Here is a 26,786-nt window from a genome sequence, read left to right as displayed (position 1 = left end):
TTTCCCGGCGCGCATCAAAGCCGTGGCCAAAGCCCGGAAGAGAGGTTTCAAAAGCATTCCGGAGAGTGATGCCGAGGCCGCTTTGAAACAGAGTAACAACACCAAAAAATAGAGGATATGGCAACAATTTCACGTCAAGAATACAACAACCTGTTCGGTCCGACCGTCGGCGATAAAATCCGGCTGGGCGATACCGATCTGTACGTTGAAATCGAAAAGGACCTGCGCGAATACGGCGACGAAGTCGTCTACGGAGGCGGCAAAACCCTCCGCGACGGTATGGGTCTTGCGAATACGATGACTTCGGAGGAAGGCTCGCTCGATCTGGTCATCACCAACGTCACGGTCATCGACGCCAAACTGGGCGTGGTGAAGGCCGACGTGGGCATCAAGAACGGCAAGATCGCGGGCGTCGGCAAATCGGGCAACCCCAATATCATGCACGGCGTGCATCCCGATTTGGTGACCAGCGCTGCGACCGACGCCATTTCGGGCGAACACCTGATCCTGACGGCGGCCGGCATCGACGGCCACGTGCACATGATCTCCCCGCAGCAGGCTTATGCTTGCCTGAGCAACGGCATCACGACCGTTTTCGGCGGCGGCATCGGCCCCTCGGACGGCAGTAACGGAACCACCATTACCTCCGGCCGCTGGAACATCGAGCATATGCTCGAATCGGTCGAGGGTCTTCCCATCAACGTCGGTCTGCTGGGCAAGGGCAACTGCTCGATGAACCAACCGCTCGAAGAGCAGATCGAAGCCGGCGCCTGCGGTCTGAAGATCCACGAGGACTGGGGCTCGACCCCTGCTGCGATCCGCGCCGCGCTGGGCGTCGCCGATCGTTTCGACGTGCAGGTAGCTATTCATACCGACACGCTTAATGAAAGCGGTTATGTCGAGGATACGATCGCCGCCATGGACGGCCGCACGATCCATACCTACCACACCGAAGGCGCCGGCGGCGGACACGCCCCCGACCTGCTGAAAGTGGCGTCGATGCCCTACGTATTGCCCTCGTCGACCAACCCGACACTGCCGTTCGGCATCAACTCCCAGGCTGAACTGTTCGACATGATCATGGTCTGCCACAACCTCAATCCGAAGATTCCGTCGGATGTGGCCTTCGCCGAGAGCCGTGTGCGTCCCGAAACGCAGGCAGCGGAGAATGTGCTGCATGATCTGGGTGTCCTGTCGATGGTTTCGTCCGACTCGCAGGCCATGGGCCGTATCGGCGAATCGTTCATGCGCACGTTCCAGATGGCGTCGTTCATGAAAAACGCCTGCGGCAAGCTCGCCGAGGATGCCGACGGGAACGACAACTTCCGCGTGCTGCGCTACATCGCCAAGATCACGATCAACCCGGCCATCACGTTCGGCGTTTCCGACTACCTCGGATCGGTCGAGAAAGGTAAATGCGCCGATCTCGTGCTCTGGGAGCCGCAGTTCTTCGGCGCCAAACCGAAGCTGGTCATTAAGGGCGGCATGATCAACTGGGCGAACATGGGCGACCCCAACGCATCGCTCCCGACGCCTCAGCCATGCTACTACCGTCCGATGTACGGCGGTTTTGGCAAGGCAATGCCCGAAAGCTGCCTGTCGTTCGTCTCCAATGCGGCTTTCCAGAGCGGCATCAAGGACCGACTCTGCCTGCAACGCATGGTAAAGCCCGTGCGCCGCACCCGCCAACTGACCAAGTTCGACATGGTGCGCAACGGCGGTGTGCCGAAGATCGATGTCAATCCAGAGACCTTTGACGTGCTGGTCAACGATATCCGTGCTTATGTCAAGCCTGCAGACAAATTCCCCCTGAGCCAGTTGCTCTGGTTCAGCTAACCGACCTTTCGATTTCCGGGAGCATACCCTACGGCATGCTCCCGGAAATTAAAAACCAACTAAATAATAATCCGATGAAAATATATACGGAAATCATAGGTAATCTTCAAACTCCCGAATGGGTGAAGAAATCGCAAAATGCCGAAATCGAATACATCGACCTCGATCAGTGGACAGCCCAGAAAAGCCGCTTCGTAATCAGCAGCGATCATGCGAACGAATATGCCGTGGCGCTGAAACGCCATTCGCAGATGCTCGACGGCGATATTATCGAATACCTGCCCGAACAACATAAGATTGTGGCCGTTCGCATCCGGCTCAACGACGTGCTGGTAGCAGACCTCTCTGCGCTGGCCCGCGAGAAACCCGAAACGATCATCCATATTTCGGTGGAACTCGGCCATGCCATCGGCAACCAGCATTGGCCGGCCGTGGTGAAGGGAACAAAGGTATACGTTCCGTTGACGGTGGACAAAAAGGTGATGGACAGTGTGATGCGTACACATCACATCGAGAATGTAACCTATTCGTTCCAGCCCGGTTCGGAGGTCATTCCCTACCTGGCTCCCCACGAAATCCGGCGTTTGTTCGGTGGCACGGGCCCCGACAGCGACGTACATCACCATTATGAACATGCGCATGCGCATTAAACCGGCTCTTATGACCGACAACGCGACAATTGTCATGCGGCTGCTCGAATTTACCGACTCGGCCTTTCCGGTCGGAACCTTCTCCTTCTCCAACGGACTGGAAACAGCTGCCGAAGAGGGATTGGTGCACGATGCCGCGACGCTCGAAAAATATACGCAGGATATTGCCCGGCAGGCCGCCTTTACCGACGGAGTCGCGGCATTGCACGCTTTTCGCAGTTACAATCTCGGTCATTACGAGGGTATCCTCAACGCCGACCGTCAGGTCATACTCTGTAAAATGAATGCCGAGGCTCGGTTAATGACCCGGCGCATGGGTAAGAAACTGGCTGAACTGTCGAAACATATCTTTTCAGATGAAACCGTAGCGCTGTGGCTCGGCGACATTGCCGACGACCGCACGCCCGGCACCTATCCCGTGGCGCAGGGCATCGTATTCGCAGCCTGCGGAATTCCGGAAAAAGAACTGTTCTGCTCCCACCAGTATGGTGTGGTCAACATGGTTGTCAGCGCGGCTCTTCGCTGCGTGCGCGTATCGCATTACGACACGCAGCGCATTTTGTTCGGGGCCGCTGAAAGCCTCGGCGAACTCTATAACAAGGTGATTGACATGGATTTCGACGATATGTACACCTTCGTGCCGCAAATCGACATCCTCGCCTCGCTGCACGAAAAAGGTACCAAACGCATGTTTATGAATTAAGGCTTAAGAAGCCTTATTTAAGGGCGGTGGCAGACTGGTTCGTTGGAGCCGGATTTGCGCTGCCATCCCGGGATAAACGAATGTAAAAACAGAAAGATAAAATTATGAGCAACAATACAACTTGCAGAATCGGAATCGGCGGCCCCGTAGGCTCCGGCAAAACAGCGCTGATCGAAGCGATTACCCCGCGGCTTCTGGATATGGGCTATAAAGTGCTGGTAATCACCAATGACGTAGTGACCACGGAGGATGCCAAGCATGTGCGTAAAATGCTGAAGGGCATCCTTGTCGAGGAGCGGATCATCGGCGTTGAAACCGGCGCGTGCCCGCATACCGCCGTACGCGAAGACCCTTCGATGAACATCGCGGCGGTCGAGGAGATGGAAGCCCGCTTCCCGGACGGCGACGTGGTGCTGATCGAGTCGGGCGGCGACAACCTGACCCTCACGTTCAGCCCGGCGCTCGTGGATTTCTTCATCTACGTGATCGATGTGGCCGCAGGCGACAAGATACCCCGCAAGGACGGGCCGGGCATCTCCCAGTCCGATATTCTGGTCATCAACAAGACCGATTTGGCCCCTTATGTCCATGCCGACCTCGAAGTGATGCGGCGCGATTCCGAGCTGATGCGCCCGGGCAAGCCCTTCGTATTCACCAACTGTATGACGGGGGAGGGGATCGACGAACTGATCGCTCTGATCCGCCGGATGGCGCTTTTCGACATTGACAAAAATAAACAGGAAGTTTCGGAACCCGTAACCAGCACCGTACAATGAATTTTGCAGCAGCCAAAGAGATGAGTCCCTATCTCGAAGAGCCGAAGGCGATGCCTGTGGGCACTCCGGGCAAGATGGGGTATCTTTTCCTGGGATTCGAACTCGATGACGACGGCAAGTCGATCATGCGGGATTTGGAAAGGCATGCGCCGCTGATCGTCCAGCAGGAACTCTATTTCGATGAAGGCATGCCCGAGATGCCGTGCGTTTACATCCTATCCTCGGGAGGCCCCAACGTGGACGGCGATCGCTATGAACAGCGTTTCGTCGTCCGCGAAGGTGCCTATGCCCACATTTCGACCGGGGCGGCGACCAAGCTGGCCGAGATGCGCTACAACTATTCGGGACTGACACAGGTAATCGAACTCGAAGAGGACTCCTATCTGGAATATCTGCCCGAACCGACGATTCCGTGCCGCCACACCCGGTTCATCGCTGATACGGCTATCCGCATCGCGCCGTCGGCCACGTTGTTCTATTCGGAAATTTACATGAGCGGCCGCAAGTATTTTGACCGGGGCGAAACTTTCCAGTACGACATACTTTCTGTCTGCTCCCATGCCGAACGTCCCGACGGGGAGCAACTGTTCCGCGAGAAATTCATCATTCGGCCCGAAATGTACCCGCCGTCGACGCTCGGCGCAATGAACGGTTACGACGTTTTTGCCAATGTGATCGTACTGACGCCTCCGGAACATGCCGACAGCATCTATGAACGGACGCAGGCATTCATCGACCGCGATCGCCGGCTGGCCGCCGGTATTACGCGCCTGCCGAACGAAGCAGGGCTGCTTTATAAAGTTTTAGGCGAGGAGACGGCGCCCGTGAAGAAACTCATCCGCGAATTCTGTTCCTCGGTTCGGCAGGAAGTCAAGGGCAAACCTTTGCCCGAAGAGTTCCCCTGGCGGTAGGAGCCTTATCAATATTCAAATTCTGAGCGTATGGCAAACACAATTACTTCTTCGCAAGACGCCGTCGGCGGCTTCGACTTCATTAAAATTCTACTTCGTGGAACCGGGCAGGTGATGTTTCAAAACAGCGCATGGACCGGGTTGCTGTTCATGGTTGGCATTTTCTGGGGCGCGTACATCGAAGGCCAGGGACTCGTTGCCTGGGGCGCCCTGCTGGGCGTGAGCGTCTCGACGATAACGGGTTACATCCTCGGATTTCCCGCCAAGGACGGCGAGCAGGGGCTTTGGGGCTTCAACGGCGTGCTGGTGGGATGTGCGTTTCCTACTTTCATGGGCAACACCGTCTGGATGTGGCTGGCGTTAGTGCTCTGTTCGGCGCTTACGACCTGGGTACGCATGGGATTCAACAATGTGATGGCGCCCTGGAAAGTCAACTCGTTCACCTTCCCGTTCGTCTTCTGCACCTGGATGTTCCTGTTGGCGGCGCGCGCCATGCATGGGCTTCCCACGACGCATATGGCCGATCCGGCGCTTCCGGCGGCGTTCTCGTCGTTCGAAAGCATCCGTTTCGTCGATCTGTTGGTTTACTGGCTCAAGGGTATCGGGCAGGTCTTCCTGATCAACTCCTGGGTGACGGGCATCTGCTTTCTCGTGGGACTGTTCCTCTGCAGCCGCTGGGCGGCGCTATGGGCTGCAATCGGTTCGGCGCTGGCGCTGCTAACGGTCATCGTTTTAAAGGCTTCGGGCTCGGATATTTCAGACGGACTTTACGGTTACAGCCCCGTGCTGACGGCCATAGCGCTCGCTACGGTGTTTTATAAACCGAATTTCCGCTCGGCCTTGTGGGCCATTCTGGGCATTTTGGTCACGGTGTTCATCCAGGCGGGCATGTATATGCTGATGGCGCCCGTGGGTATCGCTACCTTAACAGGGCCGTTCTGTATCGCCACATGGCTGTTCCTGCTGCCGCTCATCAAGTTCGACGACGAGGAGAAACCCGACCATTCGAACTGGAACCCGGAGAACAAAAAGCACCTGGCCATGCAGCAGCCCGGTGCGAAAAAGAAATAGCCGCCCGGTTCGGCATAGACCGGGCGGACCAATTCTGAAAACCTGAAAAACGACAGATCATGCATATGTCCGACGCACTGGTATCTCCGCCGGTATTTGCCGTCACGGGGGCCGTATCGCTGGCCTTGCTCGGGGCGGCGATTTGGAAAGTGAAGCACACGGGAAGCGATAGCCGTGAACCAGACGGGCAGAACGAACACATCGTTCCGCTGATGGGGGTGATGGGCGCGTTCATCTTCGCCGCCCAGATGATAAACTTCTCCATTCCGGGCACGGGTTCAAGCGGCCACCTGGTCGGGGGTATCCTGCTTTCGGCGATATTGGGCCCTTGGGCGGCACTGATTACGTTGGCTTCGGTGCTGGTGCTCCAGTGTCTTGTTTTCGCCGACGGCGGATTTATGGCCCTTGGGGCCAATATCCTCAACATGGCCGTATTGTCGTGTCTTGTGGCCTATCCGTTGCTGTTCAGGCCGTTGATAAAACGCAATGCATCGCCGGGACGGATTTTGGCCGCGTCGATGATCGCTTCGGTGGTCGGACTCGAACTGGGCGCACTGGCTGTGACAATCGAAACCGAAGCTTCGGGTATTACGGCGCTGCCTATGGGGCAGTTCCTGCTGTTCATGCTCCCGATCCACCTGTTTATCGGCGTCGGCGAAGGGCTGGCCACGGCTGCCGTGATCTACGTGGTACAGAAATACAAGCCCGAGTTGTTGTATGGTGTCCGTAGGGAACGCACTCCTGGAAAGCGGAGGTTCGGAAAGGTACTTGCGGCGATCTCGCTGGCGGCGCTGCTGATCGGCGGGTCGTTCTCGTGGATTGCCTCGTCCGATCCCGACGGGCTGGAGTGGTCGATTGAAAAAACAACGGGACAGGCAGAACTCGAAACAGTGCCCGACGGCCTGCACCGAAAGGCCGCCGCTATTCAGGAAAAAACAGCCGTGATACCGGATTATAACACGACATTTGCGGGGATTATAGGCAGCGGAGCTATTCTGCTGGCCGTATTCGGCGTTTCCTACCTGTTTCGCACCGGACAAAAGCAGGGATGAAAAACAGGCTGCAGCACGTACTTTGTGCATTGGATGCGATGGAGCGGACTGCGCGAATGCAGAGTCCGCTCCATCGTACGGATACACGGGCCAAACTGCTCGTTACGCTGGTTTTCCTCTTAACGATGCTCTCCGTGCCGCTCGTCCGGCTCCCGAACCTGTTGTTGTTTTTTGTTTTTCCGATCATTACCTGTGCGATGGGCAATATAAGTTACGGAACGGTATTCCGGCGGTCGCTCATCGTCCTGCCGTTCGTCGCCTTTATCGGTGTCTTCAACCTCCTGTACGACCGTGAACCGGTTTTCCGGATTGGCACGCTGGTCGTCACCGCAGGCTGGGTCTCGTTCCTCTCGATCACCCTGCGCGGCCTGTTGTCGGTACAGGCACTGCTCGTCCTGATCGGCAGCACCGGATACTACCGCCTTTGCCGGAGTATGCAACGGCTTGGCGTACCGGCCGTTTTCACTACGCAGTTGCTTTTCGTTTACCGTTACCTGTATGTGTTGATCGAAGAGGCTATGGCCATGCAACAGGCCCGCGACGCGCGGAGTTTCGGACGCAGATCCTATCCGCTGAAAGTCTGGGGAACGCTCGTCGGACAACTGTTGATCCGCACCTTCGACCGGGCCGAGCTGATCAGCCGGGCCATGCTTGCACGTGGGTTTACGGGACGGATTCCGGCGGATGTTTCCGAACATCCGGTATGGAAAATGCGCGATACGGTTTTTCTTGTCGTATGGTGTGCGGCACTCGTTCTGCTGCGCCTGTTCCATCCGGTCGAGACCCTTTCAACGCTACTGTCATGAGTCACCATTACCTCCAATTCGACGATGTGCATTACCGTTATCCCAACGGTTATGAAGCGCTCTGCGGCGTCTCGTTCTGCATCACGCACGGGGAGAAGGTCGCCTTGGTGGGGGCGAACGGAGCCGGGAAATCGACCCTGTTGCTGCACACCAACGGATTGCTGACGCCCTCGCAGGGGGTGGTGGTCATGGGTGGGATCAAGCTCACGCGCAGGACGCTGCCGCTGGTGCGACAGTCGGTGGGACTGGTGTTTCAGGATTCGGACAATCAGCTCTTCATGCCCACTGTCGAAGAAGACGTGGCCTTCGGCCCCTCGAACATGCGACTCGAATCCGAAGAGATCGAACGCCGTGTCACGGAGGCGCTTGATGCCGTCGGTGCGCTGCATCTGCGCAAGTCGTCTCCTTTCCAGCTTTCGGGCGGCCAGAAGAAGCGCGTTGCAATCGCCACGGTACTTTCGATGGAGCCGTCGGTACTCGTCATGGACGAGCCTACTTCGAATCTCGACCCCCGCGCCCGGCGGCAGATCATCGACCTGATCCGCCGTTTCAGCCATACGACGCTAATCGCTACGCACGACATGGAGATGGTGCTCGACCTTTGCGACCGCACCATTGTGATGAAAGAGGGGCGGATCGTAGCCGACGGTAACACACGGCATGTATTTGCCGATCTGGCTCTGCTGGAAGACTGCGGACTGGAACAACCTTGCGAACTGCGGATGAAACGTGCGCTGAAGAAGGAATATGCTCTCTGACGGTCAGTCGCGCCGGATTTCCGGACGTACCGACCGGCCTTGGTCGGGAAGCACCTCCCGGCCGACAACAGCCGTAACCAGGGCTCCGGCGAGCAGTACGCCGATTGTCACCCAAAGCACCAGCGAAGCTCCGCCCCATTTGAGCAGCACCGGAATGAAGACGACGCCCACGACGGCTCCCAGTTTGCCGAAAGCTGCGGCCAATCCCGCTCCCGAACCGCGTTCGGCGACGGAATAAATTTGAGGCGGGATGATGAAAGTCATCAGGTGGGGGCCGGCATTGAGAAACAACTCGAATAGCATGAACCCGGCCACAGCAATCCAGACCGGCCAATGGAGCTGGTAGGCCGCCAGCAGGATGCCCATGCCCGCTGCGCAGAGAATAAAGCCCCAGGTCTGGGTCCGCACATGGTACCAACGGTTGACGAGCAACAGGCCCAGGACGAATCCCGGCAGGATGAAAAGGTTGATCCAGGTGGTCAGCAGTACCGAATCGGTGATTCTGGAAAAGGCCGATTCGGAACCCGTTTCCAGTCCCAGCGCCATGACCAGCACGGGCAGGAATACCCCGATGCCGTAAACACCCAATCCCTCACAGGCCCAGGGGATGCCGCTGAACACCACTTTCTTTACCTGACCTGATTTAAAAAGGTCGCTCCATGCGACTTTCGGCATTTCCGTTTTCTTCGGCCGATTGCGGATTTCGCCGATCTCCACGTCCGGCCCCAGAAAATAACGCACCGCCTTCTCGGCTTCAGGTATGCGGCCGTGGGCGATGAGCCATCCGGGACTTTGTTCGAAGCGGATGCGGCAGAGCAGCATGATGACCGCCATGACTGCGATAAGCAGCAGCAGACGATTCCAGAGATGCGGATCGTTCCACTCCCGGAGCAGGAAGAAACAGATGCCCGCTGCCGCGATGCTGCCCAACGACGAAGCGGCTTTCGCCACGCCTACCATCAGCAGTTTCCACCGCCGGGGCATGATCTCGGAAATATAGTCCGAATCGAGGCTGTAACCGCCGCCGATACCCAGTCCCATAAAAAACAGCCCTGCGACCAGGCCGAAGAGATTGGCTGTAAAAAAGGCAAACAGTGAGGCCGCGAGAATGAGTGCAGGGCAGAAACGAAAGAAGAACAGGTACCCCTTTTTATCGCTCCATTGTCCGAACAGCACCGAACCGACCATGATTCCGACGAGGCTGGTCGCAGCCACAAGTCCCTGCTGAAGAGACGTAAGTTCGGGATGTCGGAAAATCTGGATCATCGGCAGGATGACGCCGACCAACGTCGCCAGACCCGCTCCGGTTATCTGTCCGAGCGAAGCGACGATAAGCACTCTGAAATGGCCCCAGCGCAAGGGCATCGTGTCCATATTCATGTTTTTATCGGAATGTATGTTCGTATTTTGGGGCGGTTCGAGCCATCGTTTCCACCGTTCGAGTACCCACAACAGTGCAACGCCCACCCCGACGCCGACGACCGATTCGGTAAATCGTAGCAGGCAGTTTACGGCCGGCGAGACGTGGGGCGTCATCTGCGAGACGAGCAGGATGATGAGCAGCGTGATGGTGGCGATGCGGTTGTTCTGATAGATTCCGACCAGCATGCAGAGCATCTCCAGCACGAAGACCGAGGCGAGCATTCCTACGATCGAAAAGGGCCAGTTCTCGAGGTATATGTAGGCAATAAGCGCCCCGAGGAAAGTCCCCAGCACCCTGGTCCATCCGGCACGCAGCGACTCCTTGTAACTGTGCGATTGCAGAACGACTACCAGTGACGTACAGGCCAGCATGGCCCCCATCCAGCGCGATGCCTCGTGCAGCGATCCTGTTATGTAGACGCCTGTCAGATAAGCCAGCAGGACGCCGATGCAGGAGACGAACGAGACGGAAGGGTGCATGCGTCCGACGGCATCGCGCAGGTACTGCCGGATCCTAAGTGGGATCGGTTGCCGGGTGTTTTCCATAATGAGCGCTTTGTCCGGTTCAGAACAAGAAACGCGCCGAAACAGGAAGACGACCGTCTGTTCCAGGCTCGTATCCGGAATTTACACTTTCCTTTGCTCTGGCGGCGGATTTGGAACAAGAATTGGGGAGGGACAAAATCATGTCGCCACATATGCGTTGCAAAGAGATGGAATAAGTATCCGAGTAAAACATAATGCAAGAAAATGAAGTTTAGATTGTTTGCCCTGCTGCTATGCGGCAGCATCGCCCCCGTGTGTGCTGTGCGGTCCGAGATCGCCGACAGCATGCGTAAAGAGAAAACCTATCCCATCGGAGAGATCGTGGTTACGGGAACCCGGCATGAAACCGACATCCGGCATTTGCCGATGACCATCTCCGTCGTCGACCGTAAGAAGATCGAGAACGGGTTTCACCCATCGTTGTTGCCGACGCTGACCGAGCAGATTCCGGGCCTGTTCGTTACGGGACGCGGCATCATGGGCTACGGCGTTTCAGGCGGCGCGGCCGGACAGATGACGCTGCGCGGTGTCGGCGGAGGTCCCACGACGGGTCTGCTGGTGCTGATCGACGGCCATCCCCAGTACATGGGGTTGATGGGGCATCCCATTGCCGATGCCTACCAGTCGATGCTGGCCGACCGGGTCGAAGTCGTGCGCGGCCCTGCTTCGGTGTTGTACGGTTCGAACGCCATGGGCGGCGTAATCAATATCGTGACGCGAAAAATGGTCGAAGACGGCGTGAAAACCAATGTCCACGCCGGTTACGGCTCCTACAACACGTTGGAGACCGAAGCCACGAACCAGCTGAAATACGGGCGTTTCACCAGCACGGTCACCGGATCGTACAACCGCACCGACGGACACCGTAAGGATATGGGATTCGAGCAGTATGGAGGCTATGCCAAACTGGGCTACCAGATTACGAAGGAGTGGGACGTCTACGCCGACGTGAACCTCACGCATTTCAACGCTCAGAACCCGGGAGCCGTGTCGGCGCCCATTCTCGACAACAAACAGCACATCACCCGCGGCATGACTTCGTTCGCGCTGCGCAACGACTACGGAAAGACCTCCGGAGCCTTGAGCTTTTTCTACAACTGGGGCCGCCACAAGATCAACGATGGCTATTCGCCCGGTGCCGAACCGCTCGATTACCGCTTCAATTCCCGCGACAGGATGCTGGGTGTATCGTGGTATCAGAGCGCGTCGCTCTTCACGGGCAACCGCCTGACCATGGGCGTCGACTACCAGCACTTCGGAGGCAAGGCCTGGAACCGCTATCTCAACGGCGATCCGGATAAGACCACGGCCGACAAGACGATGGACGAAGTGGCCGGATACATCGATTTCCGCCAGAGCCTGACACACTGGCTGACGCTCGATGCCGGGCTGCGTCTCGACCACCATTCGCACGCCGGAACAGAGTGGATTCCGCAGGGCGGCCTGTCGTTCCTGCTGCCCCGCAACGCCCAGCTCAAGGCAATGGTCAGCAAGGGATTCCGCTTTCCGACCATCCGCGAAATGTATATGTTTCCGCCGCAGAATCCGGATCTGAAACCCGAGAAACTGATGAACTACGAACTTTCGTTCACCCAGCGGCTCCTCGGCGGTGCCCTTTCCTACGGAGTCAACGTCTTCTACACCGACGGCGACGACATGATTCAGACCCTCCCGGTCAACGGCCGGCCGATGAACATCAATACGGGCCGCATCGAGAACTGGGGTGCGGAAGGCGACATCGCCTGGCGGATCTGTGCCGCGTGGTCGGTGTCCGCCAATTACAGCTATCTGCATATGGCTTATCCGGTCGTCGCTGCTCCCGAGCACAAACTCTACGTCGGCGGCGCCTTCACGCGGGGGCGGTGGAACGCCTCGACAGGCATTCAGTATGTGCACGGGCTTTATACGCAGGTCAAACCCAAAGAGCTGACCGACAACTTCGTGCTGTGGAACGCCAACGTGACCTTCCGCGTAACCCGCTGGCTCGATCTGTTCGTCCGCGGCGAGAACCTGCTGGCGCAGCGTTATGAAATCAATACGGGCTTCCCGATGCCGAAAGCCACGGCACTGGGCGGCGTAAACGTAACCTTTTAATGGAATCGGAAGATATGACAATTCATTTACACACGCTTTTACGAACTATATTTACCATCGTATGTTTAATTTACCTGATCCCGGAAGGCCATGCGCATTCGGGCAAGGCGCGCTTTCATGCGATCATTGACACCGACGGGGCTGCGGACGACCTGCGCACGCTCTGTATGCTGCTGGGAAACCGGGAGGTCGAAGTACTCGCCATCACGACTTCGGAAGGGGCGTTGCTCCCCGACAGCGCCGCCGTCCGCGTGCGGGCATTGCTCGACTCCTTCTACCACGAAGGCGTCCCGGTCGGAGCGGGCAGAGCCGTGAACGCGCCGGCTCCGGTGTGGCGGACGCATTCCCTGCATGTAGAGTGGGGCGCTCCCTCGTCCGGTTCTGCCGCCCTCCCTTTGGCGCAGACGCTGATCGGGGAAACGCTCGAAAACGAAGAGGAAAAAGTCTTTTTTATCGCACTGGGTGCTCTGACGAACCTATCCGATGTATTGCAGGCGAATCCCGCCCTCGGTGGCCGCATCGAACGGGTGGTTTGGTACAACACCCGGGTGGAACCTCTGGCTGGGGCTAATTACGAGACAGACCGAGAAGCTGCCAGCCGCGTGCTGGCAAGCGGGATTCCCGTGACGGTCGTTTCGGCCAACCCGGATTGTCCGGTTGTCGTCACTCCCGCCCTGCTCGATTCGGTGGCCGCCGTTCCGACCGTTTACGCCCGGAAGATCGCCGATACGCACCGTGCCGCTCCGCTGGCGAAGCTGGTTGATGCGGGGCATTTGCAGGCATGGGACGATTTGGCCGCGGTCCGGCTGTTCGCTCCGGGATTGTTCGCTACCCGGAAAATAAACGAAACCGTCGAGGTTTGCAGCCTGTCGGATCAGGTTGCTGCTGCGCAGATTCCGGAGGAGATACTTCGTATTCTCCGGGGTAAACCCGACAGTGAGAGCCGCGTGTTCTACGGATTCCCTGTTCAGCACGAGCTCTATGCCGCAGATGTCGTGCCGATGGTCGACGAGACGATTGCCCGGTATGGGCCGAGTGAGTGGCGTGCAGGCGTGCTGACCAACGAACTGCATGGCCATCTGGGTATCTACGCCACCATCGGAGTCAAGATGGGAATCCGGGCGCGTGAATACTTCAATATCGGAGTGGATGATATCGAGGTGACGACCTATGCTGGGCATAATCCGCCCATAAGCTGTATGAACGACGGCTTACAGGTCGGAACCGGAGCATCCGTCGGGCACGGACTGATCTCCGTGGCGGAAAACGATCCGCCGCGTCCCGAAGCCCGATTCAGTTTCAAGGGAAAAACGATCCGGCTGGCTTTGAAGCCTGAATATGCCCGACGCATCCGTCGGGACGTAGAAAAGGGAATTGAACTTTACGGTAACCTGACCGAACCTTATTGGCTGTATGTCCGGGGATTGGCCTTGCAATACTGGCTTGAATTCGACCGCCACGGTATTTTCGATATGTATGTCGGGGAATAGTGCGCCCGGATCATAAATTCAGGTTGCATTTTTCACTCTGCATCCATGTCTTACGATGTAGGGCGGATGCCATGTGTTTTTGCGTGTTTGCGTTCGCGTCGGCCTGTGAGTGCAAATAATACCGCATATCATTGATATGAATATTACCGCTTTGCAGGAGTGGTTACGTAGAATTACTTCGTATGTACACTGCCCCGCCGCAATGTCGAGTTCATAAAGAGCCCCATTCTGCAAATCCAGTGTCTGAACTGTTCGTAAAGGAACTGCCCGGCAACGCTTACCCCGGCTCTGTATTGATCATATTACCCTTTCCGGTTAGTAGCCAACGCGGGTTAAAGTCTAAACAAGCGTTTACCATTTTTAACGCTTGTCAATAGAATTTCCCGATTGATATAATCATTAATCCCCAGAAATAGATTTTTAAAATGGCGGATAAGATTGCCATACTTCGACTATAACAAATTGTGCGTCTGGTAAGTCGTTTCAAGTGTGTGCGCAATGTCAAATTGTTTCTCTCTATGAGGTTCGTTCCGTATAATGATGTCCGATGTATTTTCCGGTCGATCAACGAACGATGATTTCGTAATCGGTCTGTATATATCCGCTTATTTTCAGATAGTTTTGGCGTTTCTAAGACTACGTCCAATGTAGAATTTGTTCTGGGGCCGATATTGTAGCTGACTACTTCCTTCGATTTTCGGTGAGGGCATATGCAATCCACACGAACTCCGATTTTCGACGGACGAAACTCTTGATTTCATCCACTTCGTAAATCCGGTGTTTGACAATTGGAGGACGTGTAATAGACTTGGCAATTAAGATGATGCAGTGTAAAAGCGTTGTCGGAGATATCTGAAGAATCCGAGCGGTACTTCTTATTCCTAGGCCTTCTTTTGTTAAGGTTGTTATATCTGTGTTAAATTGAGAGAATATGCGTTATAAGAATAATGTTCCTGTTGTCTTTTGTGGCAATGGCTACATTTATATCGTTGCTTCCCGTTTGCTTGGCGTCCGTCTTTAATACATTCTTCGCCACAAAATCTGCATTTCATTTTGTTTATCCCCTAATCTGTAACATGAAGGTCAATTTTCGGGACCTTCGACTTATTTATCTCGATTTTCAGGACATAAAAAATAATAAAGACGACCCAAAGATCGTCTTTATTACTCTAATTTTTTTAGGTTCTTGGAATGATTTACAGTTAGTTAACTGTTCACCTCCTAATCTGTAACATTACCCCCTGGCGGAGAGTGGGGGATTCGAACCCCCGGTACAGTAATCCCGTACGTCAGTTTAGCAAACTGGTGGTTTCAGCCACTCACCCAACTCTCCGGTCACCCTCGTTTCGGGTGTTTAACCTGAAAAAGGTTCGCAAATATAGAATCTTTTTGGCGAACTGCAAAGAAATGCGGCCAAAATTTATTTTTTCATCCGAACTTCCGCGGTTCCGCGGTCCGGTTTTGTTATCGTTGTGCAGGGTTTTGACGTTTTGCAGGCCGGGCTTACGCCCGGTGACAGGCTGCCGGCAGTTCACGGAATACCTGTCGCTTACCGGGCTCGGGGCGTCGGCATTTCACGTGCAGTCCTTTCCCTGGATATTTCGGAGGCCCTTTGTCGGCGGTAGACGGGAAACGGGAAAGAGTGCTTCGCGCCTCTTTTTTGTCGTTTGAGCGGCTCTGGACCTATATTTGCTCGGCTTCGTTATGAATTTGTGATTTGATTTTGTATCTTTGTGTGATATTTCGCTCACGATGGCAGAGAAAGATAAGGACATACTGGAAAATATAGGAGAGCAGGAGTATAAATACGGCTTTACCACGGACATCGAAACCGAAACCATCGGCAAGGGTCTCAACGAAGAGGTCGTACGGCTGATCTCCGCCAAGAAAGGCGAACCCGCATGGATGACCGAGCGGCGCGTGGCGGCTTACCGCCATTGGCTGACGCTGGAGCCTCCGACGTGGGCGCACCTGACGATTCCCGAAATAGATTTTCAGGACATCATTTATTATGCCGCTCCCAAGCAGCAGAAAAAGCTCAATTCGATGGACGAGGTCGACCCCGAACTCAAACGTACGTTCGACAAGCTGGGGATTCCCCTCGAGGAGCAGATGGCGCTGGCGGGCGTTGCGGTCGATGCCGTGATGGACTCGGTGTCGGTCAAGACTACGTTCAAGGAGGTGCTGGCCGAAAAGGGCATTATCTTCTGCTCGATCTCCGAGGCGCTGCGCGACTGTCCCGAGTTGGTGAAAAAATACCTCGGCAGCGTCGTTCCCTATACCGATAACTTTTATGCCGCGCTCAATGCCGCGGTCTTTTCCGACGGGTCGTTCTGTTACATCCCGAAGGGCGTGCGCTGCCCGATGGAGCTGTCCACCTATTTCCGGATCAATGCGGCGGGAACCGGGCAGTTCGAACGCACGCTCATTGTGGCCGACGAAGGCGCCTATGTGAGTTACCTGGAGGGTTGTACGGCTCCGCGCCGCGACGAAAACCAGCTGCACGCCGCCGTGGTCGAGATTATCGTCGAGAAAGACGCCGAGGTAAAATACTCCACGGTGCAGAACTGGTATCCCGGCGACAAGCAGGGACGGGGCGGTATCTACAACTTCGTTACCAAGCGCGGTATCTGCCGTGAAAACGCGCGGCTGTCGTGGACGCAGGTCGAAACCGGGTCGGCGATTACGTGGAAATACCCGAGCTGCATCCTTGCCGGCGACAATTCGGTCGGCGAGTTCTACTCGGTGGCCATGACCAATAACTTCCAGCAGGCGGATACCGGCACGAAGATGATTCATATCGGCCGCAATACCCGCAGCCGCATCGTTTCGAAAGGTATTTCCGCCGGGCGGAGCGAAAACTCCTACCGGGGCCTCGTGCGCATGGCCAAAGGGGCCGAGAACGCCCGCAACTATTCGCAGTGCGATTCGCTGCTGATCGGCGACAAGTGCGGCGCGCATACGTTTCCGGTAATCGACAGCCGTAACCGTACGGCGGTCGTCGAACACGAAGCCACTACGTCGAAGATTTCGGACGACCAGCTCTTCTACTGCAACCAGCGGGGGCTGTCGACCGAGGACGCCGTGGGGCTGATTGTCAACGGTTACGCCCGCGAAGTGCTGGCCAAACTGCCGATGGAATTCGCCGTCGAGGCGCAGAAACTGCTGTCGATAAGCCTCGAGGGGTCGGTGGGATAATTAACGATAATTAAAAGACGAAGATATGTTAAGTGTAAAGAACCTGCATGCGTCGGTCGACGGCAAGGAGATACTGCGGGGCATCGACCTCGAAGTCCGGGCCGGCGAAGTGCATGCCATCATGGGCCCGAACGGCTCGGGCAAATCGACGCTCGCGGCGGTGCTCGCGGGCAATGAGAAATTCACCGTCACCGATGGCTCGGCGACATTCCTGGGGCAGGATCTGCTGGACATGGCCATTGAAGACCGGGCGCGCCTGGGGCTGTTCCTGGGTTTCCAGTATCCGGTGGAAATTCCGGGCGTCACGATGGCCAATTTCATGAAACTGGCCGTAAACGAGCAACGCAAATTCCGCGGCGAGGAGCCGCTGACGGCTGCCGAGTTCCTGCGCCTGATGCGTGAGAAGAGCGCCGTCGTGGAGCTGGATTCGAAACTCACTTCGCGTGCCGTCAACGAGGGTTTCTCGGGCGGCGAGAAGAAGAAGAACGAGATTTTCCAGATGGCGATGCTCGATCCCAAACTGGCTATTCTCGACGAAACCGACTCGGGCCTCGACATCGACGCCCTGCGTATCGTCGCCACCGGTGTGACGAAACTGCATACGCCCGAAAACGCTACGGTGGTCATCACGCACTACCAGCGCCTGCTGGATTATATCGTTCCCGACGTCGTGCACGTGCTCTACAAGGGACGCATCATCCATACGGGCGACAAAACTTTGGCCCTCAAACTCGAAAAGGAGGGATACGATTGGTTGATTAACGATTACAGGGAATGACGGCGCTGCTCGATATAATCCGCGGGTTCCGCACGGCACAGGGCGAGGCGCTCCGCCTTTCCGGGGCCGGAGAGGTTCCCTATGCCGCGGTCGACCCCCGGCATATGCGTATCGAAGTCGCCGCGGGGGGTTCGGCGCAGCTTGTCGTCGTGCACACCGGGCCCGGCATGTCGTCGCTCGACATCGTGCTGGCGGAGGACGCCCGGTTCGAAATGACGGAGTTGTTCCTTGCCGAGGCGTTTGCCGAAGTCGCGGTCAGGCAGGCGGCCCGCAGCCGGTGCCATATGACGGCGGTACAGCTTTCGAGCGCCAACGTTTCCTATACAATCGACCTCGACGGCCGGGATGCCGAAAACCGGCTTGGCGGGGTGTTCCTCGCCGCAGGGCAGGAGCATTGCGTGGTCAGGCTCCGCACGAACCACAATGTGCCCGACTGCCGCAGCATGTCCTACGTCAAGGGTGTAGCGGGCGGAACGGCCGTGGGCGAATTCTGCGGGCTGGTCTATGTGGCACCCGATGCGCAGCATACCGATGCGCAGCAGCAGAACCGCAATATCCTGTTGAGCGAAACGGCGCGCATTACGACCCAGCCCCAGTTGGAAATCTATGCCGACGACGTGAAATGTTCGCACGGCGCGACGGTGGGGCAGATGGACTCGGAGGCTATCCTCTACATGCGGCAGCGCGGTTTGAGCGAAGCGCAGGCCCGGCGGCTGCAAATCGAAGGTTTCGTAGGCGACATCGTGCGCCGCTGCGGCATCGGGCCGCTGTGTGAGGCGGCGATGGATGCCGTGATTGCCAAAATGGAAAAACTGTAACGATGTTCGACGTCGAAAAAATACGCGAAGAGTTCCCGATTCTGGGACGCAGGGTCTACGGCAAACCGCTCGTCTATCTCGACAGCGGCGCTACGGCCCAGAAACCGCTGGCGGTAATCGAAACGGTCGATTACCTGCAGCGTGAGCTCAACGCCAACATTCACCGCGGGGTGCACTACCTCTCGGAAGAGGCGACGACGCTCTACGAGGCGTCGCGCGAATGTATCCGTGCCTTTATCGGCGCGGCGGAAAAGGAGGAGATCGTCTTTACGGCGGGCGCTACGGCGTCGCTCAATACGGTCGCCTATGCGTGGGGCGAAAAGTTCGTCCATGCGGGCGACAACATCGTCGTCAGCGAAATGGAGCACCATTCGAACATCGTTCCGTGGCAGCTGCTCGCCGGGCGCAAGGGGGCGGAAATCCGTGTCCTGCCTTTCGACGACGAAGGGCGCCTGCGCACGGAACTGCTTCCGGGGCTGCTGGACGGCAAAACCCGTGTCGTCGCCGTGACGCAGGCCTCGAATACGCTCGGCACGCGCCCCGACCTGCGGACAATTATCGATGCGGCGCACGCCGCGGGGGCGATTGCCGTCGTGGACGGATGCCAGGGCATCGTGCACGGAGGCGTCGACGTGCAGCAACTCGACTGCGACTTCTATGCGTTCTCGGGCCATAAGCTCTACGCCCCGACGGGTATCGGCGTGCTGTACGGCAAGCGCGCCCTGCTGGAGGCCATGCCGCCGTTCCTCGGCGGGGGCGACATGGTCGATACCGTGACGTTCGCCGAAACCACCTATGCACCCGTGCCGCTGAAATTCGAGGCCGGAACGGCCAACTTCACCGGAGCGATCGCCCTGGGCGAGGCCGTGAAGTTCGTGCAGCGGTTCGACCCTGCGGAAATCGAGGCGCACGAAGCGTCGTTGCTCCGGCACGCCACGGAGCGCCTTTCGGCAATCGACGGGCTGCGTATCTACGGCACGACGCCCGACAAGTGCGCTATCGTGTCGTTCAATGTCGAGGGTGTGCATCCGTACGATATGGGGATGATTCTCGACAAACTCGGCATCGCCGTCCGCACCGGGCAGCATTGCGCCGAGCCGACGATGACGCATTTCGGCACGACGGGCATGTGCCGTGCATCGTTCGCACTGTACAATACGCTCGCCGAAGCCGATGTGCTGGCCGACGGCGTGGAACGGGCCGTGCGGATGCTGCGGTGACAGGAAAACTACTTGATTCTTTAAATAAAAAGGAACTTATGTTCATTGTACTCGAAGGTTTGGACGGTGCGGGCAAGTCGACCCAGATCCGGATGCTGCGCCAACTGTTTGCCGACAGGGGTGCCGCGAGCGAGTATGTGCATTTCCCGCGCTTCGACTCCCCGGTTTACGGCGAGCTCATTGCCCGCTTCCTGCGCGGTGAATTCGGCGGCGTGGGGCAGGTCGACCCCTATCTGGTGGCGCTGCTCTTCGCAGGCGACCGCGCCGACGCGGCTCCGCAGATACGGCAGTGGCTCGCGGCGGGCAAAGTCGTTATCCTCGACCGCTATGTCTACTCGAACGTCGGTTTCCAGTGCGCCAAACTTCCTGCCGGGAAGGAACGCGACCGCCTGGCGGAGTGGATTGTGAACCTAGAATTCGGTTATAACGGGCTTCCGCGTCCTGACATGTCGCTGTTCCTCGACGTGCCGTTCGCCTTCACCGAGCGCAAACTCACCGAAGTGCGCGAGGGCGACGACCGCGACTACCTGCAGGGCGGACAGGACATACACGAGGCTTCGCTCGCACTCCAGCAGAACGTGCGCAGCGTGTACCTCGCCATGGCGGCCAAAGACCCTTCGCTGCGGGTAGTCGACTGCTGCGATACGGTGGGCGCCATGGATTCCCCCGAGGGCATCTTTGCCAAAATCCGCGCCGAACTGACCCCAATACTCGAAACCGATGCGAAAAAGCAGAGCCTTTAAATTACTGGCCAACGTCTGCCGGCTGATTCTGGCCTGTACGTTCATCGTTTCGGGCTTCACGAAAGTCATCGACCCGTGGGGGACGGCGATGAAGGTCAACGAGTACCTGTCGATTTACGGCATTGAATTCCTCCAGCCCGCGAGCATGGCCTTTTCAATTTGGCTGTGCGGCGCCGAGATGATGATGGGATGCATGCTGCTTTTCAAGGTCCGCATCCGCCTGATTTCGATTTTTGCCGTGCTGTCGATGCTCTTCTTTACGGCGCTTACGCTGTTGAGCGCCACGCTGATTCCCGTCGAGGACTGCGGCTGTTTCGGCGAGGCGCTGAAGCTGACGCCGTGGCAGACGTTCTTCAAGAACCTGGCCCTGCTGCCGATGGCCGTGGTGGTCTGGTGGCGTTACCGCCCAGACAAGATTTTTGCGTTCAATCCGCTGGAAATCGTGCTCACGGTCACGTTCTTTTTCCTGACGATGTACCTGGGCTATTACTGTTACCGCCACCTGCCGCTGATCGACTTTTTGCCCTACAAGGTCGGGGTCAATATCTGGGACGGGATGCATGCCCCGGTCGTCGAGCCCGGGGAAACGGAAACCGTGCTCATTTACCGCAATATCAAAACTGGGAAACTGCGCGAATTCTCGCTCGAGGACATCGCATGGCAGGATGCTGAAAAGTGGGAGTGGGTCGATACCCGCACTACGAGCGAAATGCCTGCCATACGACCGCTTATGAGCGAATTCGCACTGCGCGACGCCGAGGGGGACGCTACCGAGGAAATCGTGACGGCTCCCGGCCGTGTGTATATGCTCTGCGTCACGTCGTTCGACCGCCTGCCGCGCAGTTGTGCCAAACGGTTCGCCGGAATCGTACAGCGTGCCGCCGCCGAAGGCGCCCGCGTCGTCTGCCTTACTCCCCAGCCTTTGTACGGTGTTACACGCCATGATTTCGGTTCGGGCGAAGTGCGCTGCTACAATATCGACGCTTCGACCATGAAAACCATGCTGCGCGCCAACAACGGCATGGTCGTGTTGGAGGACGGCATAATCCGCGCTAAAAAGAATTGTCGCGATATTCGTCCGTAGGGACACCTTGCGGCCTGTGGTATGAAAGTTGACCCCGGAAACGGAGTCAACTTTCTTATTATGCGAACTTTCCATCTTTTGATTCTCCTGCTCGCGCTCTCCGCCTGCTCCCGCCGGCAGCCTGCGCCGGCAGCGGTTCGACCCGTAAAAGTCACCGTTGCCTCCGGCGCCGGGGTCATCGACAAGGATTTTGCCGGGCTGGCGACGCCGGACGATGCCGTAAACCTCGCATTCAAACTTGCGGGGCAGGTGCTCGACGTGCCGGTTTCGCAGGGCGAAAGCGTGAAGAAGGGGGAGTTGCTGGCCGAACTCGATCCCCGGGACATCGAGCTGCAGGTTTCTGCCACCCGTTCGGCGTACGACGAAGCCCGTTCGCAGTTGCAGCGCATGCAGCGCCTGCTGGAGCACGAAGCCGTTTCGCGGCAGGAGTTCGAAGCCTCGCAGACCCGTTACGCACAGGCCCGGTCGTCCTATGACAATGCCCTCGACTTGCTCAAGGATACCAAGTTGCGTGCTCCGTTCGCAAGCGTCGTGGAACGCAAGTACGTCGACAATTACGAGCGTGTGCAGGCCGGGCAGGCCATAGTCCGTGTCGTGAACCCCGTTACGACGCAGGTGCAGTTCACGATGCCCGAAAGCGGCCTGATGCTCCTTTCCGAGCCCTCGACCCGTTTCGAGGTCGAATTCGACAACTACCGGGGCGTGAAGTTCCCGGCCGTGCTGAAAGATTACGCCAAAACCTCTTCCGATGCCTCGGGATTCCCCGTGTCGCTGCGCCTTGTGAATGTCGATGCCGGGCGCTATCCCGTTTCGCCCGGTATGTCGTGTACGATTACGATGCAGAGCGCCGATCCGGTTCCCGACGCCGTGTCGCTGCCCGTTTCGGCCGTTTACGCCCCGGCCGAAGGCGGCACCTACGTCTGGATTGTGGGAAGTGACGACCGTGTCGTACGCCGTGCCGTGACACTCGGCGAGTTGTTCGGCCGCGACCGTGTCGTGGTCGACAGCGGAGTGGAACCGGGCGAGCGGGTCGTTACGGCGGGGGTGTACCAATTGCGTCCGGGCGAGCGCGTGCGGACATTAAACTGAATCTGCCATGAACCTGCCCGAATATTCGCTGCACAATAAGAAAGTCGTCTGGTTCTTCCTGTTCGTCCTGATCGCCGGAGGGGCCCTGGGCTTCTTCACGCTGGGTAAAAAAGAGGATTCCGTATTCGTCATCAAGAGCGCGTCGCTGGTCTGTTCCTATCCGGGAGCCACGCCGGCGGAGGTCGAACAACTCGTCACCGAGCCCATCGAACGCGAGGTGCAGTCGATGCGCCTGGTGCATAAAATCACCTCCGAATCCTATTACGGGCTCTCGAAAATCATGGTCGAACTCGACCCGGCGACCAGCGCTTCCGAGATTCCCCAGTTATGGGACGAACTGCGCCGCAAGGTGCTCAACGTCCAGCCGCGCCTGCCGTCGGGGGCTTCGCCCGTGACGGTGGCCGACGATTTCGGCGATGTTTACGGCATCTATTACGGACTGTCGGTCGACGGCGGTTTCACGTGGTCGGAACTGCGCGACTGGGCACAGCGGATTAAAACGGCGCTCGTCACGGTCGACGGCGTGCAGAAAGTGAGCCTTTTCGGCGAACAGACGCCCGTGGTCAATGTCAGCATCAGCCTTGCGGCGCTCGCCAATTTCGCCATCCGCCCCGAAACCATCGTGGCCACAATCGGCCAGCAGAATACCATCGTCAACAGCGGTGAAAAGCAGGCCGGGGCGCTCAATATCCGGATCCTCGAAGCCGGCACCTACAAAAGCCTCGACGACATTTCCAACCAACTGCTTATCTCCTCTTCGGGCAAGCAGTACCGGTTGGGCGACATCGCCCGCGTCGAGCGCGGATATGCCGACCCGCCGCAGACGCTGATGCGTGTCGACGGCAACCGCGCCGTCGGCATCGGCATTTCGACCGAGGACGGGGTCGACGTCGTGAAAACCGGGACCAAGATCACACAGGTGCTCGACGGGCTTACGCGCCAGATGCCCGTTGGCATGGAATTGAAGGTGCTCTATCCTGAAAACCGCATCGCGCAGGAGGCCAATGCGACCTTCGTGCTGAACCTCGCCGAGTCGGTGGCGATTGTCATCCTCATTATCATGCTCGTCATGGGCTTCCGCGCCGGGGTGCTGATCGGCAGTTCGCTGCTCTTCTCCATCGGCGGCACGTTACTGTTGATGCAGTTCCTGGGCGAGGGGCTCAACCGCACGTCGCTCGCCGGATTTATCATTGCCATGGGGATGCTGGTGGACAACGCAATCGTGGTGACCGACAATGCGCAGCAGGCCATGCTGCGGGGTGTCGCGCGCAGGCAGGCCATCACCGAGGGGGCCAATGCCCCGCGCTGGAGCCTGCTGGGGGCTACGCTGATCGCTATTTTCTCGTTCTTGCCGCTCTACCTCGCCCCGTCGTCCGTGGCCGAAATCGTCAAGCCGCTGTTCGTCGTGCTTGCCCTTTCGCTGCTGTTGAGCTGGGTGCTGGCGCTTACGCAGACGCCGCTTTTCGGCGATTTCATGCTTCGCGTCAAACCTGCCGCGCACGACCCCTACGATACGAAATTCTACCGCGCCTTCGACCGCCTTCTGGCCGCCCTGCTGCGTTGGCGGTGGGGTGTCGTGGCAGGCGTCGTGGCGCTGTTCGTGCTGTCGCTCGCGGTAATGGGCCTCATGCCGCAGAATTTCTTCCCGTCGCTCGACAAACCCTATTTCCGGGCCGACGTGCTGTTGCCCGAGGGGTATAATATCCGCGATACGGAACACAACCTGCGCGGGATGGAAGAGTGGCTCCATGCGCAGCCCGAGGTGAAGACCGTGTCGGTGACGATGGGCTCCACGCCGCCGCGCTACTACCTCGCCAGCAGCAGCGTTTCGCTGCGGCCCAATTTCGGGAATGTCCTGATCGAACTGCACGACAAGGGGCAGACCGAAGCCGTCGAAGCGCGGTTCAACGCCTATGTCCGGGATAGTTTTCCCGACGTCTGGCTGCGCTCGTCGCTTTTCAAGCTTTCGCCCGTGCCCGACGCGGCAATCGAATTCGGGTTTATCGGCGACAATGTCGACACACTGCGCCGCCTGGCGCAGGCCGCCGAAGAGATTATGTGGCGTACGCCCGGCACCGTGAATATCCGCAACAGCTGGGGTAACCGCGTGCCGACGTGGCTGCCGCTCTATTCGCAGATGAAAGGACAGCGTATCGGCATGACGCGCAGCCAGATGGCGCAGGGCATTACGATTGCCACGCAGGGCTACCGCCTGGGCGAATACCGCGAGGGCGACCAGTTCATGCCGATTCTGCTCAAGGACGAGAACATCGACGCCTATAACCTGACCAACCTGCAGGCGCTGCCGATTTTTACCCCGGCCGGAAAGGTCTACTCCATCGAGCAGGCGACCGACGGGTTCCGCTTCGAATACCGCGGCGGGGTGGTTAAACGCTTCAACCGCCAGCGGGTGATGAAAGCGCAGTGCGACCCCGGTCGCGGAGTCAATACGATGCAGTTGTTCGCCGCCCTGCGGGATTCGATTTCGCGCAGCGTTACGCTGCCCGACGGCTATTCGATGAAAGTATTCGGGGAGCAGGAGAGTCAGCAGGAGTCCAACTCGGCGCTGGCCGAATACATGCCCCTGACGATGGTGCTGATTTTCATCGTCCTGCTCCTGCTGTTTGGCAACTACCGCGAGCCAATCGTCATCCTGCTGATGATTCCGCTGATTTTTATCGGCGTGGTGCTCGGCCTGGCCGTCACGGGCAAGGTTTTCAACTTCTTCTCGCTGCTCGGACTGCTGGGGCTCGTGGGCATGAACATCAAGAATGCCGTAGTGCTGGTCGAGCAAATCGGCGTGCTGCGCTCGGGGGGCAAGGGCGCTTACGAGGCCCTTACGACCGCTACGCGCAGCCGTATCGTTCCCGTGGCGATGGCTTCGGGCACCACGATTCTCGGTATGCTGCCCCTGCTGTTCGATTCGATGTTCGGCGCCATGGCCGCGACGATCATGGGCGGTTTGCTGGTCGCCACGCTGCTGACTGTCTGCGTGCTGCCGGTCGTCTACGCTATTTTCTATAATATCCGCAAACCATGAGGAATATCCTGACATTATTCGCTCTGTGCGCCTGCCTGCCTGCATCGGCCCAGACTTCGCTCGACGATTACCGCCGTGCCGTGACCGATTACAGCTGGGAGCTGAAAGTCGCCGCGTCGAAGAGCGATGCAGCCGCCGAAACCCGGGGACAGGTCTATACGGGCTATCTTCCGCGCCTGTCGCTCGACGGCAGTTTCACGGCTACGGCACATCATTACGACGGGGTCGAGCGGTGGAATTTCAGCGTCCTGCCGCAGCTCGTGCAGACCGTCTACGGCGGCGGGGCCGTGCGTGCGGCGTACAGGCAGGCCGAACTAGGGTACGACATCGCCCTGTGTGACCAGGAGTTCACGCGGCTCGACGTGCGGTATACGGCCGAATACACCTACTGGAACCTATCGGCCATGGAGCTTTATGCCGCCTCCATGCGCCAGTATGTCCGTATTATCCGGTCGCTCAAGGAGGTCGTCGACCGCCGTTTTGCCGAGGGGTATATTGCCAAGGGCGACGTGCTGATGATCGAGGCGCGGTTGAGCGAGGCGCAGTTCGCCCTGGTGAGCGCCGAGCAGAATTACACCGTGGCGCTGCATAATTTCAATATCCTGCGCGGCACCGATCCCGGACTGGAGGTGACACTGGTGCAGGGCATCCGCGACTCGCTGCCGCTGCCCGGCCGGGTGCTGCCGGACGAAGCGCTGGCG

The 26,786-nt window shown here is 58.0% G+C and carries 22 protein-coding genes and 1 tRNA gene; 20 read left to right on the top strand and 3 right to left on the bottom strand.

What is annotated here, in order from left to right; translation table 11 throughout:
* The first annotated feature begins 117 nt into the window (after positions 1-117).
* The 9 genes from QZT71_RS04060 (at position 118) to QZT71_RS04020 (ending at position 8,563) form a co-directional block, all read left to right on the top strand.
* Positions 118-1,836 carry an urease subunit alpha gene (locus QZT71_RS04060; RefSeq protein WP_195459980.1) on the top strand — a complete coding sequence of 573 codons (1,719 nt, stop codon included), beginning with the start codon at positions 118-120 and terminating at the stop codon, positions 1,834-1,836.
* A 74-nt stretch (positions 1,837-1,910) separates the two neighbouring features.
* Complete coding sequence (gene ureE / locus QZT71_RS04055) at positions 1,911-2,486, top strand: urease accessory protein UreE (protein ID WP_295912836.1); 576 nt, start codon at positions 1,911-1,913, stop codon at positions 2,484-2,486.
* Positions 2,487-2,496: 10 nt separating this feature from the next.
* Complete coding sequence (locus QZT71_RS04050) at positions 2,497-3,189, top strand: urease accessory protein UreF (protein ID WP_295912834.1); 693 nt, start codon at positions 2,497-2,499, stop codon at positions 3,187-3,189.
* A 104-nt stretch (positions 3,190-3,293) separates the two neighbouring features.
* Positions 3,294-3,965 (top strand): urease accessory protein UreG, encoded by a 672-nt coding sequence (gene ureG / locus QZT71_RS04045; protein WP_295912831.1) that lies wholly within the window; start codon positions 3,294-3,296, stop codon positions 3,963-3,965.
* Positions 3,962-4,876, top strand: a complete 915-nt coding sequence (locus QZT71_RS04040) for an urease accessory protein UreD (protein ID WP_295912829.1) — start codon at positions 3,962-3,964, stop codon at positions 4,874-4,876. Before ureG ends, QZT71_RS04040 begins: the two co-directional genes overlap by 4 nt.
* 30 nt (positions 4,877-4,906) lie before the next feature.
* Positions 4,907-5,947, top strand: coding sequence for an urea transporter (gene yut / locus QZT71_RS04035; RefSeq protein WP_295912828.1), 1,041 nt, complete (start codon positions 4,907-4,909; stop codon positions 5,945-5,947).
* Positions 5,948-6,012: 65 nt separating this feature from the next.
* On the top strand, positions 6,013-6,999 hold the full coding sequence (locus QZT71_RS04030) for an energy-coupling factor ABC transporter permease (RefSeq protein ID WP_295912826.1): 987 nt from the start codon (positions 6,013-6,015) through the stop codon (positions 6,997-6,999).
* On the top strand, positions 6,996-7,805 hold the full coding sequence (cbiQ, locus tag QZT71_RS04025) for a cobalt ECF transporter T component CbiQ (protein ID WP_295912824.1): 810 nt from the start codon (positions 6,996-6,998) through the stop codon (positions 7,803-7,805). Before QZT71_RS04030 ends, cbiQ begins: the two co-directional genes overlap by 4 nt.
* Positions 7,802-8,563: an energy-coupling factor ABC transporter ATP-binding protein gene (locus QZT71_RS04020; RefSeq protein WP_295912821.1), complete on the top strand. Its 762-nt coding sequence runs from the start codon at positions 7,802-7,804 to the stop codon at positions 8,561-8,563. The genes cbiQ and QZT71_RS04020 overlap by 4 nt, the downstream gene beginning before the upstream one ends.
* A 3-nt stretch (positions 8,564-8,566) precedes the next feature.
* On the opposite strand, the gene QZT71_RS04015 is transcribed toward QZT71_RS04020, so the two are convergent.
* Positions 8,567-10,465 carry an MFS transporter gene (locus QZT71_RS04015; protein ID WP_295912818.1) on the bottom strand — a complete coding sequence of 633 codons (1,899 nt, stop codon included), beginning with the start codon at positions 10,463-10,465 and terminating at the stop codon, positions 8,567-8,569.
* A gap of 270 nt (positions 10,466-10,735) precedes the next feature.
* Here QZT71_RS04015 and QZT71_RS04010 point away from each other — a divergent pair, with 270 nt between their 5' ends.
* Both QZT71_RS04010 and QZT71_RS04005 read left to right on the top strand, forming a co-directional pair.
* On the top strand, positions 10,736-12,625 hold the full coding sequence (locus tag QZT71_RS04010) for a TonB-dependent receptor (protein WP_295912815.1): 1,890 nt from the start codon (positions 10,736-10,738) through the stop codon (positions 12,623-12,625).
* Positions 12,625-14,115: a nucleoside hydrolase gene (locus QZT71_RS04005; RefSeq protein ID WP_295912812.1), complete on the top strand. Its 1,491-nt coding sequence runs from the start codon at positions 12,625-12,627 to the stop codon at positions 14,113-14,115. Before QZT71_RS04010 ends, QZT71_RS04005 begins: the two co-directional genes overlap by 1 nt.
* A gap of 370 nt (positions 14,116-14,485) precedes the next feature.
* Here QZT71_RS04005 and QZT71_RS12505 read toward each other — a convergent pair whose 3' ends face one another.
* Both QZT71_RS12505 and QZT71_RS04000 read right to left on the bottom strand, forming a co-directional pair.
* The gene (locus tag QZT71_RS12505) at positions 14,486-14,836 is read right to left on the bottom strand and encodes an IS1 family transposase (RefSeq protein WP_363150775.1); all 351 of its coding nucleotides are present in this window, start codon (positions 14,834-14,836) and stop codon (positions 14,486-14,488) included.
* Between the two features lie 521 nt (positions 14,837-15,357).
* Positions 15,358-15,448 (bottom strand) — tRNA-Ser (locus QZT71_RS04000).
* Between the two features lie 419 nt (positions 15,449-15,867).
* On the opposite strand from QZT71_RS04000, the gene sufB reads away from it, so the two are divergent.
* The 9 genes from sufB to QZT71_RS03955 all read left to right on the top strand — a co-directional run.
* Entirely contained in the window at positions 15,868-17,313 is a 1,446-nt protein-coding gene (gene sufB, locus QZT71_RS03995) for a Fe-S cluster assembly protein SufB (RefSeq protein ID WP_295912809.1), read from the top strand.
* Positions 17,314-17,338: 25 nt separating this feature from the next.
* A complete protein-coding gene (sufC, locus tag QZT71_RS03990) occupies positions 17,339-18,091 on the top strand; it encodes a Fe-S cluster assembly ATPase SufC (RefSeq protein WP_295912807.1) in 753 nt (250 codons plus the stop codon).
* Positions 18,088-18,909: a SufD family Fe-S cluster assembly protein gene (locus tag QZT71_RS03985; RefSeq protein WP_295912804.1), complete on the top strand. Its 822-nt coding sequence runs from the start codon at positions 18,088-18,090 to the stop codon at positions 18,907-18,909. Before sufC ends, QZT71_RS03985 begins: the two co-directional genes overlap by 4 nt.
* A gap of 2 nt (positions 18,910-18,911) precedes the next feature.
* Positions 18,912-20,129, top strand: coding sequence for a SufS family cysteine desulfurase (locus tag QZT71_RS03980; protein ID WP_295912801.1), 1,218 nt, complete (start codon positions 18,912-18,914; stop codon positions 20,127-20,129).
* A 38-nt stretch (positions 20,130-20,167) separates the two neighbouring features.
* Entirely contained in the window at positions 20,168-20,872 is a 705-nt protein-coding gene (locus QZT71_RS03975) for a thymidylate kinase (protein WP_295912798.1), read from the top strand.
* On the top strand, positions 20,850-21,956 hold the full coding sequence (locus tag QZT71_RS03970) for a BT_3928 family protein (RefSeq protein ID WP_295912795.1): 1,107 nt from the start codon (positions 20,850-20,852) through the stop codon (positions 21,954-21,956). Before QZT71_RS03975 ends, QZT71_RS03970 begins: the two co-directional genes overlap by 23 nt.
* Positions 21,957-22,016: 60 nt before the next feature.
* Positions 22,017-23,045, top strand: a complete 1,029-nt coding sequence (locus tag QZT71_RS03965) for an efflux RND transporter periplasmic adaptor subunit (RefSeq protein ID WP_295912793.1) — start codon at positions 22,017-22,019, stop codon at positions 23,043-23,045.
* Positions 23,046-23,052: 7 nt separating this feature from the next.
* Entirely contained in the window at positions 23,053-26,085 is a 3,033-nt protein-coding gene (locus QZT71_RS03960; RefSeq protein ID WP_295912791.1) for an efflux RND transporter permease subunit, read from the top strand.
* Positions 26,082-26,786, top strand: a 705-nt coding sequence (locus QZT71_RS03955; RefSeq protein WP_295912788.1) for a TolC family protein, incomplete at its 3' end; no start/stop codon positions are given. The genes QZT71_RS03960 and QZT71_RS03955, both read left to right, overlap by 4 nt.

It is taken from the genome of uncultured Alistipes sp., from assembly GCF_902388705.1.
GTDB lineage: Bacteria > Bacteroidota > Bacteroidia > Bacteroidales > Rikenellaceae > Alistipes.
The sequence above is the reverse complement of the archived record's forward strand: the minus strand, read 5'-3'. Positions and strand labels throughout refer to the sequence as shown.

Excerpts from the sequence above, each read along its gene's own strand:
- QZT71_RS04060 (WP_195459980.1), top strand. The coding sequence starts at position 118 with ATGGCAACAATTTCACGTCAAGAATACAACAACCTGTTCGGTCCGACC.
- ureE (WP_295912836.1), top strand. The coding sequence starts at position 1,911 with ATGAAAATATATACGGAAATCATAGGTAATCTTCAAACTCCCGAATGG.
- QZT71_RS04050 (WP_295912834.1), top strand. The coding sequence starts at position 2,497 with ATGACCGACAACGCGACAATTGTCATGCGGCTGCTCGAATTTACCGAC.
- ureG (WP_295912831.1), top strand. The coding sequence starts at position 3,294 with ATGAGCAACAATACAACTTGCAGAATCGGAATCGGCGGCCCCGTAGGC.
- QZT71_RS04040 (WP_295912829.1), top strand. The coding sequence starts at position 3,962 with ATGAATTTTGCAGCAGCCAAAGAGATGAGTCCCTATCTCGAAGAGCCG.
- yut (WP_295912828.1), top strand. The coding sequence starts at position 4,907 with ATGGCAAACACAATTACTTCTTCGCAAGACGCCGTCGGCGGCTTCGAC.
- QZT71_RS04030 (WP_295912826.1), top strand. The coding sequence starts at position 6,013 with ATGTCCGACGCACTGGTATCTCCGCCGGTATTTGCCGTCACGGGGGCC.
- cbiQ (WP_295912824.1), top strand. The coding sequence starts at position 6,996 with ATGAAAAACAGGCTGCAGCACGTACTTTGTGCATTGGATGCGATGGAG.
- QZT71_RS04020 (WP_295912821.1), top strand. The coding sequence starts at position 7,802 with ATGAGTCACCATTACCTCCAATTCGACGATGTGCATTACCGTTATCCC.
- QZT71_RS04015 (WP_295912818.1), bottom strand. The coding sequence starts at position 10,465 with ATGCACCCTTCCGTCTCGTTCGTCTCCTGCATCGGCGTCCTGCTGGCT.
- QZT71_RS04010 (WP_295912815.1), top strand. The coding sequence starts at position 10,736 with ATGAAGTTTAGATTGTTTGCCCTGCTGCTATGCGGCAGCATCGCCCCC.
- QZT71_RS04005 (WP_295912812.1), top strand. The coding sequence starts at position 12,625 with ATGGAATCGGAAGATATGACAATTCATTTACACACGCTTTTACGAACT.
- sufB (WP_295912809.1), top strand. The coding sequence starts at position 15,868 with ATGGCAGAGAAAGATAAGGACATACTGGAAAATATAGGAGAGCAGGAG.
- sufC (WP_295912807.1), top strand. The coding sequence starts at position 17,339 with ATGTTAAGTGTAAAGAACCTGCATGCGTCGGTCGACGGCAAGGAGATA.
- QZT71_RS03985 (WP_295912804.1), top strand. The coding sequence starts at position 18,088 with ATGACGGCGCTGCTCGATATAATCCGCGGGTTCCGCACGGCACAGGGC.
- QZT71_RS03980 (WP_295912801.1), top strand. The coding sequence starts at position 18,912 with ATGTTCGACGTCGAAAAAATACGCGAAGAGTTCCCGATTCTGGGACGC.
- QZT71_RS03975 (WP_295912798.1), top strand. The coding sequence starts at position 20,168 with ATGTTCATTGTACTCGAAGGTTTGGACGGTGCGGGCAAGTCGACCCAG.
- QZT71_RS03970 (WP_295912795.1), top strand. The coding sequence starts at position 20,850 with ATGCGAAAAAGCAGAGCCTTTAAATTACTGGCCAACGTCTGCCGGCTG.
- QZT71_RS03965 (WP_295912793.1), top strand. The coding sequence starts at position 22,017 with ATGCGAACTTTCCATCTTTTGATTCTCCTGCTCGCGCTCTCCGCCTGC.
- QZT71_RS03960 (WP_295912791.1), top strand. The coding sequence starts at position 23,053 with ATGAACCTGCCCGAATATTCGCTGCACAATAAGAAAGTCGTCTGGTTC.